Raw genomic sequence first — 17,794 nt, 5'->3', positions numbered from 1 at the left:
TCAACGCCCGCCGTCGCCGCCGCCTCCGCCGATCTCGATGTCCCCCGGATCGCCACCCGCCCCGGGAGGCGGAAAGTTCTCGCTACAGTCGTCCTCTGGCGTCAACGTCTGCACCTTCTTCTTGGCGCCGTCATCGGCGCGGTGCAACCACACATCGAGCTGGTTGAAGGCGATGTCGATCTCGTGCTCGGCGAACAGCTCGCCGATCCGGCAGTTGATCTCGTCGGTGGCGAACAACCGGTCGCCGAGCGAGTTGACGAAGACCCGCAGCTCGAAGGTGAGCGTGCTCTCGCCATAGTTCATGAAGAATACCTGCGGCTCGGGGTCGCTCAACACTCGGGGGTTCTCGTCGGCGACCTGGCGCAGCAGCCGGTGCACCAGGCGCTGGTCCGAGCCGTAGGCAACACCGAAGGAGAGCACGACCCGGGTGATGGTGTCCGACAGTGACCAGTTGATCAACTGGTCGGTGACGAAGGTCTTGTTGGGGATGATGATCTCCTTGCGATCGAAGTCGGTCACCGTGGTGGCCCGGATGCGTATCCGGCTCACCGTGCCGGTGAGGTTGCCCAGGGTGATGGTGTCGCCGATGCGCACCGGCCGCTCGAACAGGATGATCAGGCCCGAGACGAAGTTGGCGAAGATCTCCTGCAGGCCGAAGCCCAGGCCCACGCCCAGCGCCGCCACCAGCCACTGCAGCTGGCTCCAGGCCACGCCCAGGGTGGCCAGAGCCACCACCAGGCCGGTCCCGACGATGGTGTAGGAAAGCAGCGTCGAAATGGCGTAGGCGCTGCCCTGCTTGAGCTCCAGTCGCGACAGCACCATGACCTCGAGCAGACCCGGCAGGTTGCGCGCCATCACCAGGGTCAGCACGAAGATCAGCGCCGCGGTGAAGATATCGGCGACCGACAGCGCGCTGGTGACGAGCTCCGAGCCAACCCCTTCTCCCGCCTCCCAGATCGCCACGTCGTCCAAGTAGCCCAGCACCGTGAGCAGGTCGGACCACACCAAGTAGAGCAGCAGGGCGAAGCCGATCAGCAACAGCAGCTTGGAGAGACGCAGCGACTGCTGGTTGATCTGCTCCATGTCCAGCGGTGGCTCTTCGACCACTTCGAGCCCGCCCTCGGCGCCCTCCTGGGCCTGGGTCCGGCGCCGCATCAGCGCCCGGCGGAACGCCAGGCGGCGAGCCGCTACCGCCAGGCCGCGCACCACCGAGGCCTCGACCAGGATCCACATCGCCAGCAAATAGAGCGTGATGACGAAGCGGCCGATCAGGCTCAGCGCCGTGTATTCGAAACCGGAAACGATCAGCCCCACCAGCACCAGCGGCACGGCGGCCATCAGTAGCCCCAGTATCAGGCGGAACAGCTTGACGCCGAAGAAGGGGGTATGCGCCAGGATCAGCCGTGCGAGCAGCACGCTCATGGCCAGCAGCCCGGCCAGCAGCAGCGTCAGGGCGATGGGCCGCGTGGTCAGGCTGATCTCGCCATCGCGGGCCAGGGCGGAGATCAGCAGTACCGGCACCAGCGCCACGCCGAGCCAGCCTAGCAGCCAGCGCAGCCGCGAGACATAGCCCGACGGCCAGTAGAAGTGCTTGGTCGCCACCCCGTCGCGCACCAGCAGGCGTCGCGACCAGGCCAGGAAGGCCCAGGCCAGGGCCAGGTGCAGGAAGGCCTGCCCCAGCCCCGATGCGATCCCCGATTCGATGGCGCCGAGCGAGACCCCGACGCCCGCCAGGGTCAGCGGGCCGGGTAGGGCCAGCAGGGCATTGAGGCCGACCGCCAGCGGCGTATGCGCCTGGGAATCGCTGCGCAGCCGGCCGATCTGCTCGTGCAGCGCGGTTAGCCGGCGCTGCACGCGACGCCGAAGCCCCAGCAGCACGACCGCCACCAGCACGAACGGCGCACCGGCCAGGGCTTCGCCCCCGGGGGTCCGCCAGTGCACCGGCAGCACCTCGCGCCATTCGCCCTGCTGCCATTCGGTGACCAGGTTGGCGGGCAGATGGCGAAACCAGGCCAGATCCAGCGGCCGGGTATTGGCGATCCAGAACAGCTGCTCGTCGATGGTCGTGCGCAGCTCGCGAGAGGTGTCCAGCAGCTGCTGCTGGTTGAGCTGCAGCTCGATGGCCGCACTCAGCAGGCCGCCGTAGGTCTGCTCGAGCTGGTCGACCAGTTGGCGGCGTGAATGGTAGAGCCCCTGCAGCGACTCCACCAGCGCCTCGCTGACCTCGACCCCGGCCTCCTCGAGACGCTGGTTGGCCAGGCGTTCGCTCTGGCGCAGGCTGTCGCGCTGGCGCACCAGGTCGAACTGGCGCAGGCGCAGGTCGGCGATCTCGTCCTGCAGGTTGCGCCTGGCATCGACCTGGGGCAATGAGCGGCGCTGCTCGCGCAGGATGCGCGACAGCAGCAGACTGCCGCGAATCGCCTCGATCTGCTCGTTGAGGCTCCGCTCGAGCTGGCGGACATGGTCGAGCTGGCTACGAACCGCCAGGCTTTCGCGCACCAGCCCGTTGTGGCGGTCGTTGGCCCGCAGCAGCTCGAGACTGAGATCACGATTGATCTGCTGGGCGCGTTCGAGTACCGGGTGGCCGGCCTCGAGCAGCGGGTCGTCTCGCGCGGCATCGGCGATCGCCTGTTCCGTGGCCATGCGGCGCTGACGGTCGATCACGCTCTGCAGCAGCGTCAGCTCGGCTTCCTGGCGCGCTATCTGCTGTGTCAGCAGGTCGCGCCGCTGCTGCGCCAGTTCGCGCAGCCGCGTATTGCTGCCCAGCTCGCGCTGTCGCAGGCGTAGCGTGCGTTCGGCCAGACGCCGCTCGACCTTGAGCTGCCACAGCTGCGGCGAATCGTCGCTCGCCCCCTGCCCCTCCAGCACATCGAGCGAGCGGCGCGTACGCTCGGCGGTCTGCATCGCCTCGGCAATGGCCTGCTGGGCACGCTCCGGCAGGGTCTGGGCGGAGAGCAGCTGGGCGTTGACATCGGCCAGTCGGTCCTGTTGCTGCTGCAGCTCGAACACCGCCTCCTGCTGGCGATACTCCAGTTCATCCAGCGGGATGTCGTCGAGCTCGGCGATGGTGCGATCGAGCGCCGCCTCTTCCTCCTCGAGGAGCTCCCGCTCCAGGCGCAACAGCTCGCCGGGCGCCTCCTCCAGCCGCTGCTCCAGGGCCTCGAGGCGCTCCTCTACCCCCTGCAACTGCTCGAGCGCGCTCAGCGTGGCCTCGAGCGCGTCGATGTCGCGCTGTTCGGCGTCGGTTACGCTCGCGCCCTCCTCGGGGCGCAGTTCGGCCAGGCGCTCTTCCACCACGCTGCGATCGGGCAGGGTCTCCTCGGCCACCACCCGACCACAGGCAAACAGCAACAGCAGCAGGACGAACCAGACGGGAAAGCGCCAGGCCGGCCGAGTGGCCCGGCAGCGACGGCGGTGCACTGGATAAGGCAATTCGTTCACTCTAGCTCTCGGTTGGCGGGATCTCGCGGCGTGGTGCTGATTCTCGGTCCCGCAGCAGCGCAAGGCAATGGGGAGCCGTCACTATTCCGCTCATTAAGCCGCCAGCGCCGCAGGATTAGCGGGAGTCGATAGATCGGCGCATGGTTGACTTGGCCCCCGGACATGGTAGAAACGGCACACACGCTTCCTTCGGTCCCGCTGCCATGATGCTTCGTCCTTCGTCATACCAGACTCTTCTTGCGTTGCTGCTGGCCGGGGCCGCCGGCAGCGCCGTGGCCCAGGAAGGCCCGCTCAGTGCAGAAGAGCGCGCGGCGATCGAGGCGCGCATCGATACGCTCGGCCAGGAGCTGGATTCGCTGCGCCAGCGATTGGCCCAGGACCGGCTGCAGTCCGGCGAGCGCCGTCTCGGCCTTGGCGAGGTCATCACCATCGCCTCGGAGCAAGAGCTCGAGCCCATGGAGGAGCGCCGCCAGCTCGAACGGGAATCGTCGCGCAATCCCTTCGCGATCACCACCCATCGGCGCAACTACCTGCTGCCGCTGAACTACGATCGCCGCCCCAACGAGGCCGTCTTCGGCGACGTCGACCGCGACGGCACCCCCGACCGCGCCGAGGTCAAGTTCCAGTTCAGCGCCAAGTTCAACCTGATCGAACGACTCTTCGGCGATTACGGCGGCGATCTCTACTTCGCCTATACCCAGCGCAGCTGGTGGCAGGCCTACAACGCCGACTCCTCCTCGCCCTTCCGCGAGACCAACTACGAGCCGGAGGTCTTCATCGACTTCGAGAATCGCTGGTCGCTGCTGGGTTGGACCAACGTCAACAATCGGTTGAGCTTCAATCACCAGTCCAACGGGCGCTCGGGTGAGATGTCGCGCAGTTGGAACCGCATGATCCTGGAATCGACCTTCGTCAACGACGACTGGCTGGTCAGCGTAGCGCCCCACTGGCGCATACCCGAGTCAGAGGGCGACGACGACAACCCCGACATCGAGCGCTACATGGGCTACGGTACCATCGGCGTGGCGCGCCGCTTCGGCGACAGCGAGATCGGCGTGGAATGGCACGGCAACCCCAGCGCCGGCCACATGGGCACGCGAGTGGATTACTCCTGGCCGTTGCACGGCAACATCCGCGGCCACGTGCAGTATTTCTACGGTTACGGCGACAGCATGATCGACTACGATCACCGCACCCAGCGCATCGGCATCGGCTTCAGCCTCAACCCGATCTTCTCGGGCAGCAGCCGCCTGTTTCCGGATTGAGCCCTCGGGCACCGAGTGCAACGGCGTTGAAGTCGCAGTCGCTAATGCTATGCTGAGGCTGTCAACCAGCCAGCAAGGGAGAGTGTCATGGCCACGCGAACTCCGCACGTCGACGAAACCACCCGCCAGCTCAAGGAAGATCTGCAGCAACTCACCCACACCCTGGAGGAACTGGTCAGCGCCACGGCTGACGATTCACGCAGCAATATCAAGGAGCTCCGGACGCGTGCCGAGAAACGGCTTAAGGAGACCCGCGAGCGACTCGAAGCGCGCGGTGAACGGCTCTACGGCGAAGCCCGCGACACTCTGCACCACCAGGCCGACGCCTGCGACCGCTACGTGCACGACAATCCCTGGACCAGTATCGGCATCGGCGCCGTGGTGGGCGTGGTCATCGGCATGCTCATCGGGCGTCGCTGATGGCGTCGAGTGACGGACCGGTACAACGCCTGTTCATCATCGGCAAGCGGCTACTGGCTAGCCTGGTGGCCACCGGCGAGACGCGCCTGCGCCTCGCCGTGCTGGAGCTCGAGGAGGAGCGTGCCCACCTCGTCACCCTGCTGCTGTTGCTGGGCCTGAGCCTGGTGCTGCTGCTGCTGGGGCTGGGCATGCTGGTGCTGCTGGTGGTGGTGCTGTTCTGGGATACCCACCGCCTGGCGGCCATGCTCCTCTGCGCCGCCGTGTTGCTGGCCGGCGGCGGCCTGACCGCCGCCCTGGCCCTGCGTCAGGCCCGCCGCCACACCCTGCTCAAGGAGACCCTGGCCCAGCTCGCCCTGGACCGCCACCTGGTGGAGGAGCAGCGTGACCCGTCGCGACAGTGACCGAAACCGCCGGCAGTCCCGTGCGCAGCGCAAGGCCGCCCTCGTTGCCGCCATCGAGCAGCAGCGCATCGACATCCTGGTCGAGGCGGAGCGCTGGCAACACGCCTCCGCGGCCCTCGATGCGGGCTGGCAGCGCATCAAGCGCTATCGGGGGCTGGTGTACCTGGCCGGCGGCGCCCTGCTGGTCGGCGGCGCACGCCACCCCAGCTCGCTGCTGCGCATGGTCAGGCGACTCGCTGCCGGCGGCCTGCTGCTCAACCGGGCGCGGCGAATCCTGCAGCAGGTCCGCTGAAGCCGGTCGCGTGTCAGGCGCGGCACAGTGCCTTCCATATGACCTTCATATGGCCTTACTGCCCTATAGCTGCGCCTCGGCGTGATGGCGCCGGTGAGCCACGCCCGGGACCCACTTCATCCAGCTCTCGCCGCGCTTGAGGCGTTTCTCGATGAAGCGACGCGTGCGACGCTGGCCCTCGCTGGTGTCGGAGGCCCATACCGCCAGCGCCGCCAGGAACAGGCTGGTCAGTGCCATCTCCTCCACCTGGGCACGCCGGGTGCCGTAGCGCGCCTCGAGACGTGCCGCCTCGCGCAGCCACTGGACGGTGCGCGACAGGTCGAAGACCATCGGCACCCAGGTATGCGGATGCGGCAGGTGCGCCTTGGCCTTGAGCATTTGAACGGTCACCTGCCGATGCGCCGCGTAGGCATCGAACCAGGCCTGCAGGCAGTGCTCGATCCGCACCCGCTCCGGCCAGTCGTCGAAGGTGTCGGGCTTCGCGGCCAGCATGGCGCGCCAGCCCCGCTGGAACCAGGCGTTGGCCACGTCGTCCATGTCGCGAAAGCGCTCCAGCACCACGGACATCGGCAGCTCCAGGCTGCGTGCCACCTCGGACAGCCGCACCGCCCGCCAGCCGTGCGTCTCGGCCTGGCGCACGGCCTCGTCGACGATACGGTCGGCGAAGGGGGACGCCTCGGAGGTGGAGGAATCCTGAATCGCGATCATGGTCATGGCGGGCCCTCTGCTTCCGGCATGGTTCTGTCATGCAGCATAGACCGGATTCCGGGCGGAGCCATCAGCCCGCACGCTCCAGATAGTGGATGCAGAACAGCGAGTCACGGTCGGTCCAGTGCGCCCTCGGCTCGAAACCCGCGCGGCCGGCCAGCTCGCGAAAGCCGGCGATGCTGTACTTGTAGGAATTTTCGGTATGCAGGCTCTCGCCGGCCTCGAAGTCGACCCGCTCCCCCGCGATGCGGATAGCCTGGTCGTGCAGGCTCACCAGATGCATCTCGATGCGTGAATCGGCCTCGTTGTAGAAGGCGCGATGGCGAAACCCGTCCAGCTCGACCTCGGCTTCGAACTCGTGTCGCAGGCGCCGCAGCAGGTTGAGGTTGAAGGCCGCGGTCACGCCGGCCGCGTCGTTGTAGGCCGCATCGAGGATCGCCCGGTCCTTGATCAGGTCGACGCCGACGAGCAGTCCCCCGCCCGGCGGCAGCAGCGCGGCCAGCCCTTCGAGGAAGCTTTCGGCCTCCTCGGGGGTGAAGTTGCCGATGCTCGAGCCGGGAAAGAAGGCTACGGGGCGCTCACCCGCCAGGCCCTCCGGCCAGGCCATGGGGCGCGTGAAGTCGGCCCAGGCGGCATGCACCTCGAGCCAGGGATGATCCACCGCCAGGCAGCGAGTGCTCTCGAGCAGGAAGTCGCGGGAGATGTCCACGCCCAGGTAGCAGGCCGGGTGCAACGCCTCGAGCAGCAGGCGCACCTTGCGGCTGGCGCCGCTGCCCAGCTCGATCAGGGTGGCGTCACGACCCACCACTTCAGCGATGTCCGCGGCGGCGGCGCGCAGGATCGCCTCCTCGGTGCGGGTCGGGTAGTACTCGGGCTGCAGGCAGATGGCGTCGAACAGCTCGGAGCCGCGCCGGTCGTAGAAGAACTTGGGCGACGTGCACTTGGGCGAGGCGGTGAGGCCTGCCAGCAGCTCCTCGCAGAGCGAACCCGCCGCCTCCGGCGGGTGCTGGTCGTGAAAGCGTACGAGCGGATCCATATCAAGCCTCCCTGGCGAGCCGGAAACCGGAAAATGCCCAGCGGGCATGGGGCGGGAAGAAGTTGCGGTAGGTCGACCGGATGTGATCGGCCGGTGTGGCGCAGCAGCCACCGCGCAGCACCATCTGCCCGGACATGAACTTGCCGTTGTACTCCCCCAGCGTGCCCGGCAACGGGCGATAGCCGGGATAGGGCCGGTAGGCGCTGCCGGTCCACTCCCAGACGTCGCCGTACAGCTGGCGCGCGGCCCGCCCCCGGGCCGCGGCCGCCACCGGCTGCAGGTGGTCGCGCTCGACGAAGTTGCCCGCTACGCCCACGTCCCTGGCGGCCACCTCCCACTCCGCCTCGCTGGGCAGACGTGCCCCCGCCCAACGGGCATAGGCGTCGGCCTCGAAGAAGCTGACATGGGCCACCGGCGCCTGCCGGTCCACCGGCCGCAGCCCGCCCAAGGTAAAGTGATACCACTCGCCGTCACGCTGGACCCAATACAGCGGCGCCTGCCAGCCCGCCTGGCCGACCTGCTGCCAGCCATCGGAGAGCCACAGCTCGGGGCGCGCGTAGCCGCCGTCCTCGATGAAGGCCAGGTACTCGCCGTTGGTCACCGGGCGGCTGGCCAGTTGGAACGCTTCGAGGAACTGGCGATGGACCGGTCCCTCGTTGTCGTAGGCAAAGCCCGATTGCAGGTCGTGGCCGATCTCGCGGATACCGGCGTCATGCTCGAGCCAGGCCGGCTCACCGGGTTCCGCCGCCACCGGCGGCGCCAGGTCGTCGCGATAGACCGGGCACAGCGGGTTCTGGGCCAGGATGTGCTTGATGTCCATGAGCAGCAGCTCCTGGTGCTGCTGCTCGTGGTGAAGCCCCAGCTCGACGCGGCGCAGGATCTCGGCGGCATGCTCGGGCGGAGGCGACTCGAGCAGTGACGCCATGGCCGCATCGACATGGGCGCGGAAGCGGTAGACATCGGCCACCGTGGGACGCGACAGCGTTCCGCGCCGGGACCGCGGAAACGGCACGCCGTGAGTCTCGTAGTAGGAATTGAACAGAGAGTCGTAGGCGGGGTCGGGCGTTCGGTAGCGAGGCTGAAAGGGAGCGAGGAGGAAAGCTTCGAAGAACCAGGTGACGTGGGCGAGATGCCACTTCGGTGGACTGACGTCATCCATGCTCTGGATCACGTAGTCCTCGGTGCAAAGCGGCTCGCAGAGCTGCTCTGAGGCGCGGCGAACGCGCTGGTAGCGTCTCAGCCACTCCTTCTTGTGCTGTGTATCGGAGGTATCCAACTGGTGGTGAGCTGTCAACTCGTGGGCTAGCGGGGGCATGGCGCACTCCTTTGACGAACCCCATCCTGGGAGCCTGTCGGACGTGACGCTGATCTCTCGTGACGATCGGTCAAATCCGACAGGCTCCGAGACGAACCGATGCCACCAGCGTAGCAACGCCCCGCGCCGCTTCTGGTTACGTTAGGTAAGGTTTTGTCGCGCCCGCGCAGCGGGTGACCGAGCGCGGGCCCTACAGCGCCAGACCGCAGGCCACCCCGGAAGCCCAGGCCCACTGGAAGTTGTGGCCGCCGAGCTCACCGGTAACGTCGAGCACTTCGCCAATGAAACGCAGCTGAGGCACCCCCTCGACGCTGAAGTCCTTCGACGATATCGGTGCGGTGTCGACCCCGCCCAGGGTCACCTCGGCGGTGCGCCAACCCTCGGTGCCGGCCGGCTTGAGGCACCAACGCCCCAGGCGCTGCTGCCACGCCTCGATGCGGGCATTGGAGAGTTCGGCCAGGACAGGATCCTCGCCGTGCCACTCGACCAGTGCCTGGGCCAGGCGACGCGGCAAGTTCTCGCCGAGCCAGGTGGAGAGCTGGCGGCGCGGCGTGGTCCGGCGCGCCTCGGCAAGCGCTGCGGGCAGGTCCAGCCCGGGCAGCAGGTCGATCTCGAGTTCGTCGCCCGGTTGCCAGTAACTCGAGATCTGCAGCATGCCGGGGCCGGACAGGCCGCGGTGGGTGAACAGCATCGGCTCGCGATAGCGACGCTCGCGCCCCGGCCCCAGGCGCTGGCCGCCACGTACGGCGCTGACCGCCACGTCGCAGCTCACGCCGGCCAGGTCGGCCACCCGCGCCTTCCATTGCGAAGTCAGCGTGAACGGCACCAGCGCCGGGCGCGTCGCGGTCACCCCCAGGCCGAACTGGCGGGCGACGTCATAGCCGAAGCCGGTGGCCCCCATGGTGGGGATCGACAGACCGCCGGTGGCGATCACCACGGCACCGGCCTCGATACGCCCCATGGAGGTGGCGAGCCGCATGCCCTCGCCGGCGGCCTCGATGCGCTCGATGGAGGTCTTCAAGCGCAGTTCCACTCCGGCCCACTCGCATTCGGTGAGCAGCACGTCGAGCAGCGCCTTGGCGGAATGGGCGCAGAACAGCTGGCCCGGCGCCTTCTCCACGTAATCGAGGCCGTGCCGCTCCACCAGTTCGACGAAGTGCTCCGGGCGATAGCGCTTCAGCGCCGAGATGCAGAAGTGCGGATTGGCCGAGAAGAAGTTGGCCGGCCCGCTGGCCAGGTTGGTGAAGTTGCAGCGCCCGCCCCCCGACATCAGGATCTTCTTGCCGGGCTTGTTGGCGTGGTCGAGCACCAGCACGCGCCGCCCCGCATGACCCGCCGTGAGCGCACACATCAACCCGGCGGCACCCGCACCGACGATCACGACGTCGAACCTTGAAGACGGCATGGCATTTCCGTAGCTGGAGGAGTCAGGAAGGGCTTGATCGGAAAAGCGGCCGATTCTAGCAGAATTCGCTGACAACCGGCCACGGCCGATCGATACGTCGAGTAGGTTCTTTTTGCTACCGCCAGGTGTTACTTAAACATGCTCTAATACAGTTTTTTGCATTAGAGCAATACGACTAAAGGATGAGAAATATAACCCGGGTTAATCCACGATCTTAAATTACATTGGGTAAGTGACACTCAGCACAAAAAGTTACACTCAACCTTCAGCCTACACAAAAAATAACATATCAACAAAACCACCAAGAAGAGTTTATAACGCTTTATCACGCAAGGGATTCCGGAGGGACGTCGCCTATGTCCACCCACGCCTACGTTCTCGTTGTGCTACGTACGCTCAATAACCCCGTGGAAAAGGAGTATGTACGAGCCCTGCGAAAAAAAGGTTATACGATCGAGTTCGTCACACAAGAGCAGGACCCCCTCCCCATCCTGCTCTCTCATCCGCCCATCGCCGCCTGCTTCGAGTACGACTACCCCGATTTGCAGGGCCTGACCGACTTGAGGCAGGCCAAGCAGCGTGCCGCCTCGGTGCCCCTGCTCATGATCACCCAGGCCCATTCGGAGAGCCTGGCGGTATGGGCCTTCCGCACCCGGGTATGGGATTACTTCGTCCAGCCGGTCGACCTCTCCCGATTCATGGCGGTCATGGAGAGCCTCTTTCAGCTGCGCTCGGCCAACGCCGGCACGCCGGCGAGAAAGCAGGTGGCGGAGTTGAGCAACCAGATCCCCCCCGAAGCCCGGCTTCACTGCCACTCGGCCAATCATCAGCGCATCCAGCTGGACCGCGCCATCAGCTACATCGAGCAGCACCTGCACCAGAAAGTGGTCCAGGCCGACGTCGCCGAGCAGTGCGGCCTCACCCCCTTCCAGCTCAGCCGGCTATTTCGCAAGCTCACCGACAATACCTTTCAGGGATTCCTGCTGGAACGACGCATCGAGGAGGCCAAGCGGCTGCTCGCCAATCCCAGGATGTCGGTCACGGATGTCTGCTTCAGCGTCGGTTTTCGCGACCTCTCCTATTTCACGCGTACCTTCCAGAAGCACATGGGGAAGACGCCGACGCTATATCGTCAGGGGCTCTTTCACCACGACACCTCCCCCTTACCCCTCGCCTCGTCCGAGAACGCCGCGCCTCCCCCCTGCATGGAGGGTGAAATGGTGGCTGTGCCAGTGGGCAACGCTCGTGACTGACAGCATACGTAGTGAAGAAAAAGGGCGCTGACCGCAAAGGCAGGGAGCCGGCCAGCGCCAAAAGCGCATCAATCCACCAGAACGGGTATTTCCGCGAGAATGCCGAAGTTCTCGCCGCCGGTCTGACCCTTGGGTTCGTGGTAACTACAGCTAGGCAGAAAATAGATGCTCTTCTGGCGCCAGCCGCTCTCCTGCGAATCACTGCTCCACTTTGCTAGATCGCCGTCGGAATCTCGAATATTCATCGCAGTGACAAAGTCATCCCAGCGCGTCACACCATCAGGATCGGCATTGGACCAAGTGCCAGGAGACACTCCCTCACTATCTTCGGGAGGCTCCTCCATTTGCCAAGGCGCATCGTCATCGATCTTGTTGGCTTGATCTACGATCCAGGCGATGTTCAGATTGACTGCTCCCACCAGAGGGTTGCTTGGCGCAATGCCATCCTGGCAGTCAACGACGGGTAACGTGAGGTTCCACAAGCGTTCCTTGTCTGTCTCTTCTACCCAGCAGTCGTAGAGCGCCTGGAAAGCGGCCTGTACCTGGCCGTTATTGGTGGAAATATCCTCACCGAAGCGCATCTCTTCGGGGTTGCCGTCGCCACAAATCAAGGCCTTCAACTCACTGGCACTTGAGGCTCCGCTATCATCGTGCTGGAAATTGGTCCAGCCCCCCGTCTGATCGCCTTCGGGAATGAAGCGCCCCACATCGCATGAATAGGTATCCCCATCCGTAATGGCTTCGCGGCACATGGCGATAGGCTGGTCGACGTCCTCCGGGCGCAGTTTGCCGGCAAAGCCAATGTACGCCACCGCCCGGGCCGACGCCTTGTAGCCCTCGTCGAACCCCAGCACGCGACCGAAGAAGGCCTCCACTGGTGTCTGATCCCGGGCTGTCACCACCTCGACGGCGTTGATGAAGCTTGGGTTGCTATCTAACTCTTCGGCTGTCTTCCCGGCCAGGTCCACAGGTTCCACATCAGACATGTTGGGTGTGAAGCCTCGCGTAGAACCAGGGGCCAGACCAAAACTCCAGTGGCCTCGTTGGACACTCAGCACTTCGACAGTCTCTTTCTGGCTATTGTTAGACTGGGCCGCCTCCGTTGCCCAGGCTTCGGCACTCTTGTAGTTGACCCCATCATAGGGTTCGGTACCGTCATTGACTCGCGAGCCGTCCTTCACGTACAGGAAGCGAGCCCCGGCCAATGCACCGGCATCAGAGGCATTCTGCAGTTCATTCCTTGCTACGAACAGATTTCCACCGTCTACCGAGAGCGCCGTAAAGGCCAGCAGCATGAAGAGCGCCAGCGTCACCAGAACAATGGAAACCCCTCCCTGCCGTCGAGGAGAGCCATGGCGCCAACCTGCTTGTCGTTGACTGGTATTCATGGTCATTCCGCTCGCATGGTAGTGGTGGAAGAGAGCTCCAGGACGCCGCCCAATGTTCCGAGAAAGCTGGGCAACAGCAGGAACTGATAGGGATAGTCAACGGTAACGGTGACTTCACTGCCAGGCGGCATGTTGACATCGGACCGCTGAATGTCGATAACCATCTCGGCCGTCCCGCCAAGCGATATCAGGTACTGCTCGGCATAGTCACGGATCGCTTGCTCGATGGCATTGTCCTCGGCGACGAGATCGCGAGGCGCAGGCTCGAACAGGATCCCCCTTCTGGCCCCTTCCCGGCTGGCATTGGTCAGCGTCGCCTTGTCGAAGAGCGCGACACTGAACTCGATGATTCCAAACAGCAGGAGGAACAAGAGTGTGGCCGAGATGGCGAATTCCACGGTCTCGGTGCCCTGCTGTCGGCGAAGTGACCTGCCTTGAAACCTGTTCCCCTTCATGTTCCGTTCCTCCGCAGATGACTCCAGGCCCGTTGGGGTCAGTTCGCACGCACACCTCGACTGTCGCCGTTTCGGCGCAGCAGCCCCTCCAGGTTCCTGGCGTTCTCGCTGGCGGTGACGTAATAAGCCGGCGAGAGGCGCATCGCCTCGTCAAAGAAGCCCATGGCATCCTCGTAGCGCCCTTCGAGCATCGAGATGTAGCCGATATCGTTGTAGGCCTTGGCCCGGTCGCCGTTGCGCGCCACCGCCTCGATTGCCGTCTCGAAGTCGCCCTCGCGGGCATAGACCAGGCCCAGGTTGCGCCAGGCCAGCTCGTAGCGGGGGTTGGCGCTCACCGCACGGCGCAGGGAGAGTCGCGCGCCTTCCCAGTCACCGGCCAGGTAGCGCGAATAACCCAGGTTGTTGAGCACCAGCGGTGTGCTGGGGCTTGCCTCCAGCGCCTTTTCGTAGTGGCGCCGAGCCCGTTCGAAGTCGCCGCGGATGTCGGCGATCACCCCCAGGGCGTTATGCGCTTGCCAGGGCACATCGGGACGTGAGGCGAGCGGCTGCAATTGCTGTTCGGCATTGTCGTAGTCGCGCTGTTCGAGCAGCACGATGCCCAGCGCGGTGCGCGCCCCCATGTGGCTGCCGTCGATCTCCATGGCCCAGCGATACGCCTTCTCGGCCAAGTCGTGGTTGCCGCGGCCATGGTGAATGATGCCGATTCGATAGAGAGGGTCCGCCTTGGGTGACTTCTCCATGCGCAGACCGCGCAGGTACTCGAACAGTGCCCGGTCGGGGTCGTTGCCGCGCAGGGCAGCCGCCCCGTTGCGGTAGGCCTCTTCGGGCGAGGCAACGGGAAACGCCGTGCTGTACTCGACCGACGAGCTCCCATCCCCCAGTGTCGCATAGGGATCCGAGCCAGACTGGCGCTGGGCGTTGCTGGCACAGCCTCCCAGCAACAGGGCCAGTGAGATACCGACAACCGTGTTCTTGAGCGTGAGTTTCATGCGACTCTCCTGAGGCTCAGTGGTAGGGGGTGGAAGGCTCAACGACCGGCCAAGGCCGCCATGGCGCCCAGCAGCGGGGGCCCCAGGGCCACCACGAAGAAACTGGGAAAGACGCAGAAGATCAGCGGGAAGAGCATCTTGGTGCTGACCTTGGCGGCCTTCTCTTCGGCTTCCTGGGTGCGCTTGTCACGCAGTTCCACGGCAAACAGGCGCAACGTCATGGCGATACTGGTGCCGAAGCGCATGCTCTGCAGCAGGGTGGTGACGAGACCACGAATGTCGTCGACGCCAGTGCGCTCCTCCAGATCGCGCAACGCCGCCTTGTTGTCCATGCCGGCGCGGGTCTGCAGGCCGAACAGATGCAGCTCCTCGGCCAGCTCCGGGTGGCTGATTTCCAGATCGCGCGCCACGCGCTGGATCGCCGCCGCCAGGCCCAGCCCCGCCTCGCTGCACACCACCAGCAGGTCCAGGGCATCCGGTAGGCCACGCCGCAGCAGCCGCGTGCGACGCTTGATCGCACGCTCCAACCAGAAGCGCGGCAACAGGTAACCGGCGATCGCCGACCCTGCCACCAGCATCACGCTGACCACCGGCTCCAGGCGCACGAAGGGCACGACCACCAGCAGCAGCAGAATGGGCGGCACCACGGTGAGCAACAGGCGAACGCCAAAGAAGAGGTTGACCGCCCCGGGCGAGCGCTTGCCGGCCCGGCGCAACTCCAGGGCGATACGGCTGCGTGCTTCCTCCTCGGTGGGCACGAGCCGTTCGCCCATGGGCCCAAGCCATTCGCGCAGGCCGGTTTCCGCATTCGCCGTACCGCTGGCGCCGCTCGCTTCCAGGCTGCGCAGGCGGCGGCGCAACGGATCGGACAGTCCCATGACCACGAACATGACGGCAATCAGCAGGGCAAAGATGGCCAAGCCCAGCAGGCTGGCGAAGACCAGCTGGATTGACTCGGGGTCCTCGAACCTGTCGCTGAGCGGCTGCAGCCACTGCATCAATCGTTCCATTTCATGCCCTCCTCTATACCTCGATGCGCACGATCTTGCGCATCCACAGGATGCCGATGACGATCATCACGAAGGCCGCGACCACCAGCTGGCGCCCGACCGGGTCCTGGGTCAGCATGGGGATGAAATTGGGCGAGACCACGGTAAGCACGCCGGCGAGAACGAACGGCAGCAATGACAGGATCCAGGCCGCCATGCGCCCCTGGGCGGAAAGCGTCTTCACCTTGCGCTGGAAGCGGAAGCGATCGCGCACTACCGAGGCCAGGCCATCGAGCAGCTCGGCGAGATTGCCACCGGTTTCCTTCTGAATCAGCACCGAGGTGACGAAGATCATTACCGTCACGCTCTGCACCCGCCGCAGCAGGCCCAGCATGGCATTGCGCATGTCGCCGCCGTAGCTGATCTCCATGAAGGTGGTGCGAAACTCGCCGGCGATGGGCTCGGCCATCTCCTCGGCCACCAGATGCATGGCATCGCTGAACGGGTGGCCGGCACGCAGCGCCCGGGACATGATGACCAACGCATCGGGAAGCTGCTCCTCGAACTTGGCAAGACGCTGGTTGCGCAGGCGCAGCAGGCGCATGAAGGGCAACGACGCCACACCCAGCCCCAGCGGCACGCCGAGAAGGGGTTGAGGCAGCAGCAGGAAACCCAGCACACCCGCGATGCCGCCCAGGCAGATCGAGTAGAGCACCACGCGGTAGGCCGGCGTCTCTTGTCCGCTCTGTTCGACCAGTTGGCGCACGCGCGCCAAGCCTGGCAGTCGCTCGATTGCCCGCTCCAGCGGCGAGAGCTCACGCAGGTACTGACTCCGCACCAGCGAGACCTGCCCCGTCCTGGCCTCGCCGGAGATCGCCTGCAGGCGCTTCTTGAGCCGCTTCTGTGCCTGGCGGTTCTCGCCGAACGCGGGCACCAAAAAGCTCTGCATCAGCAGGAAAACGGCGATGAACACCATACCGATGACGATCGTCTGATCGGAGAGCTCGATGTTCAGCAGGCTGCTCAGATCCATGACCGTACGCCTCTCGCGTTCTGGAAGATCTCCAGGCCGGGATCGTACCCGCGCCGCTTGAGGTGATCATGGAAGCCCGGCACCACCCCCGTCGCCACGTAGCGGCCGAGTACCTTGCCGTCGGCATCGACACCTTCGCGATCGAAGCGAAAGATCTCGGACATGGTGATGATCTCGCCCTCCTGGCCGTTGACCTCCTGAACGCTGACCAGACGTCGCACGCCATCCTCCTGGCGTTCGACCTGCACCACCACGTCGATGGCCGAGGCGATCTGCGAACGCAGCGCCTGCGGCGGCAGCTGGTAGCCGCTCATGGCCACCATGTTCTCGATCCGCGTCAGCGCATCGCGCGGCGTGTTAGCGTGAATGGTGGTCAGCGAGCCGTCGTGGCCGGTATTCATCGCCTGCAGCATGTCGAAGGCTTCGCCACCGCGCACCTCGCCGACGATGATTCGATCGGGCCGCATGCGCAGGCTGTTGCGCACCAAGTCGCGCTGGCTGATCTCGCCCTTGCCCTCGATGTTGGGCGGGCGAGTCTCGAGGCGACCCACGTGGGGCTGCTGCAGCTGCAGTTCGGCCGAATCTTCAATGGTAACGATGCGCTCATCGGGCGGAATAAAGCTCGACAGGATGTTGAGCAGCGTGGTCTTGCCGGCGCCGGTACCGCCGGAAACCAGCACGTTGAGCCTCGCCTTGACCACCTTTTCCAATAGCCGCGCGATTTCCGGCGACACGCTGCCGTACTCGATCAGGCTATCGATGCCCAGGCGCTCGACGGCAAAGCGGCGAATGGAGAGCATGGGGCCATCGATGGCCAGCGGCGGAATCACCGCGTTGACCCGCGAGCCATCCTTGAGGCGCGCATCGACCATCGGCGATGACTCGTCGATGCGCCGCCCGACACTGGAGACGATGCGGTCGATGATCGACATCAGGTGAGCGTCGCTGTCGAAGCGCAGCGCTGTCTGCTCCAGCTTGCCGTGGCGCTCCACGTAGATGGGCGTGGTGCCATTGACCAGGATATCGGATACCGATTTGTCGGCGAGCAGGGTTTCCAGCGGCCCCAGGCCCAGCACCTCGTCCTGCAGCTCGGTGACGATGCGCTGGCGAACCCCGGCGTTGAACGGCAAGGATTCCTTGCTCATCAACGACTCGCATACCTGCTGCACCTGCAGGCGCGCCTCTCGCTCATCCAGCGTACTCAGCAGGGTCAGGTCCATGACCTTGACCAGCTTGCGGAAGAGCTTCTGCTTGTACTCCTGCTCCTCTCGCGACAACCGCACGGCGCCGCGGCTAGCCCAGCCGGCACGTAGCTCGCCCTCGGTTCCCGGTGTCATGCTCATGCGCTCGTGCTGATTCATGGCCGTACTCCTGATGACTCTCTTGTGTGTTGTCGTCATTGCC

The 17,794-nt window shown here is 65.3% G+C and carries 16 protein-coding genes; 5 read left to right on the top strand and 11 right to left on the bottom strand.

Annotated elements, in window-relative coordinates:
* Complete coding sequence (gene mscK, locus I4484_RS07820) at positions 1 to 3,354, bottom strand: mechanosensitive channel MscK (protein WP_267956352.1); 3,354 nt, start codon at positions 3,352 to 3,354, stop codon at positions 1 to 3.
* 290 nt (positions 3,355 to 3,644) lie between these two features.
* Here mscK and I4484_RS07815 point away from each other — a divergent pair, with 290 nt between their 5' ends.
* The 4 genes from I4484_RS07815 to I4484_RS07800 all read left to right on the top strand — a co-directional run bounded on the left by I4484_RS07815 (position 3,645) and on the right by I4484_RS07800 (position 5,819).
* Positions 3,645 to 4,706 (top strand): phospholipase A, encoded by a 1,062-nt coding sequence (locus I4484_RS07815; protein WP_197450396.1) that lies wholly within the window; start codon positions 3,645 to 3,647, stop codon positions 4,704 to 4,706.
* An 87-nt stretch (positions 4,707 to 4,793) separates the two neighbouring features.
* A complete protein-coding gene (locus I4484_RS07810; protein WP_197450395.1) occupies positions 4,794 to 5,126 on the top strand; it encodes a YqjD family protein in 333 nt (110 codons plus the stop codon).
* Entirely contained in the window at positions 5,126 to 5,527 is a 402-nt protein-coding gene (locus I4484_RS07805; protein WP_197450394.1) for a phage holin family protein, read from the top strand. The genes I4484_RS07810 and I4484_RS07805 overlap by 1 nt, the downstream gene beginning before the upstream one ends.
* Positions 5,508 to 5,819: a YqjK family protein gene (locus I4484_RS07800; protein WP_197450393.1), complete on the top strand. Its 312-nt coding sequence runs from the start codon at positions 5,508 to 5,510 to the stop codon at positions 5,817 to 5,819. The genes I4484_RS07805 and I4484_RS07800 overlap by 20 nt, the downstream gene beginning before the upstream one ends.
* Positions 5,820 to 5,882: 63 nt before the next feature.
* Here the strand turns inward: I4484_RS07800 and I4484_RS07795 are convergent, their stop codons facing one another.
* From I4484_RS07795 to I4484_RS07780, 4 genes are all read right to left on the bottom strand, one after another.
* On the bottom strand, positions 5,883 to 6,533 hold the full coding sequence (locus I4484_RS07795; RefSeq protein ID WP_197450392.1) for a TetR/AcrR family transcriptional regulator: 651 nt from the start codon (positions 6,531 to 6,533) through the stop codon (positions 5,883 to 5,885).
* Positions 6,534 to 6,597: 64 nt separating this feature from the next.
* A complete protein-coding gene (gene egtD / locus I4484_RS07790) occupies positions 6,598 to 7,563 on the bottom strand; it encodes an L-histidine N(alpha)-methyltransferase (RefSeq protein ID WP_197450391.1) in 966 nt (321 codons plus the stop codon).
* A gap of 1 nt (position 7,564) precedes the next feature.
* On the bottom strand, positions 7,565 to 8,878 hold the full coding sequence (egtB, locus tag I4484_RS07785; protein ID WP_197450390.1) for an ergothioneine biosynthesis protein EgtB: 1,314 nt from the start codon (positions 8,876 to 8,878) through the stop codon (positions 7,565 to 7,567).
* A 190-nt stretch (positions 8,879 to 9,068) separates the two neighbouring features.
* A complete protein-coding gene (locus I4484_RS07780; protein WP_197450389.1) occupies positions 9,069 to 10,283 on the bottom strand; it encodes an NAD(P)/FAD-dependent oxidoreductase in 1,215 nt (404 codons plus the stop codon).
* Between the two features lie 356 nt (positions 10,284 to 10,639).
* On the opposite strand from I4484_RS07780, the gene I4484_RS07775 reads away from it, so the two are divergent.
* Positions 10,640 to 11,536: a DNA-binding response regulator gene (locus I4484_RS07775; RefSeq protein WP_197450388.1), complete on the top strand. Its 897-nt coding sequence runs from the start codon at positions 10,640 to 10,642 to the stop codon at positions 11,534 to 11,536.
* A 68-nt stretch (positions 11,537 to 11,604) separates the two neighbouring features.
* On the opposite strand, the gene I4484_RS07770 is transcribed toward I4484_RS07775, so the two are convergent.
* Genes I4484_RS07770 through I4484_RS07745 form a run of 6 tightly spaced genes read right to left on the bottom strand, consistent with a single transcriptional unit; the run spans position 11,605 to position 17,751 of the window.
* Positions 11,605 to 12,924, bottom strand: a complete 1,320-nt coding sequence (locus I4484_RS07770) for a TadG family pilus assembly protein (RefSeq protein WP_197450387.1) — start codon at positions 12,922 to 12,924, stop codon at positions 11,605 to 11,607.
* Between the two features lie 2 nt (positions 12,925 to 12,926).
* Positions 12,927 to 13,379, bottom strand: a complete 453-nt coding sequence (locus tag I4484_RS07765; protein ID WP_197450386.1) for a TadE/TadG family type IV pilus assembly protein — start codon at positions 13,377 to 13,379, stop codon at positions 12,927 to 12,929.
* Between the two features lie 38 nt (positions 13,380 to 13,417).
* Complete coding sequence (locus tag I4484_RS07760; RefSeq protein ID WP_197450385.1) at positions 13,418 to 14,368, bottom strand: lipopolysaccharide assembly protein LapB; 951 nt, start codon at positions 14,366 to 14,368, stop codon at positions 13,418 to 13,420.
* Positions 14,369 to 14,406: 38 nt separating this feature from the next.
* Positions 14,407 to 15,378 carry a type II secretion system F family protein gene (locus I4484_RS07755; protein WP_197450384.1) on the bottom strand — a complete coding sequence of 324 codons (972 nt, stop codon included), beginning with the start codon at positions 15,376 to 15,378 and terminating at the stop codon, positions 14,407 to 14,409.
* 13 nt (positions 15,379 to 15,391) lie between these two features.
* Positions 15,392 to 16,390 (bottom strand): type II secretion system F family protein, encoded by a 999-nt coding sequence (locus I4484_RS07750; RefSeq protein ID WP_197450383.1) that lies wholly within the window; start codon positions 16,388 to 16,390, stop codon positions 15,392 to 15,394.
* Positions 16,381 to 17,751 carry a CpaF family protein gene (locus I4484_RS07745; protein ID WP_234283517.1) on the bottom strand — a complete coding sequence of 457 codons (1,371 nt, stop codon included), beginning with the start codon at positions 17,749 to 17,751 and terminating at the stop codon, positions 16,381 to 16,383. The genes I4484_RS07750 and I4484_RS07745 overlap by 10 nt, the downstream gene beginning before the upstream one ends.
* Between the last annotated feature and the right edge of the window lie 43 nt (positions 17,752 to 17,794).

Source organism: Halomonas sp. SS10-MC5, assembly GCF_015992245.1.
GTDB lineage: Bacteria > Pseudomonadota > Gammaproteobacteria > Pseudomonadales > Halomonadaceae > Halomonas > Halomonas sulfidoxydans.
This window is presented reverse-complemented; position numbering and strand designations above follow the sequence as displayed.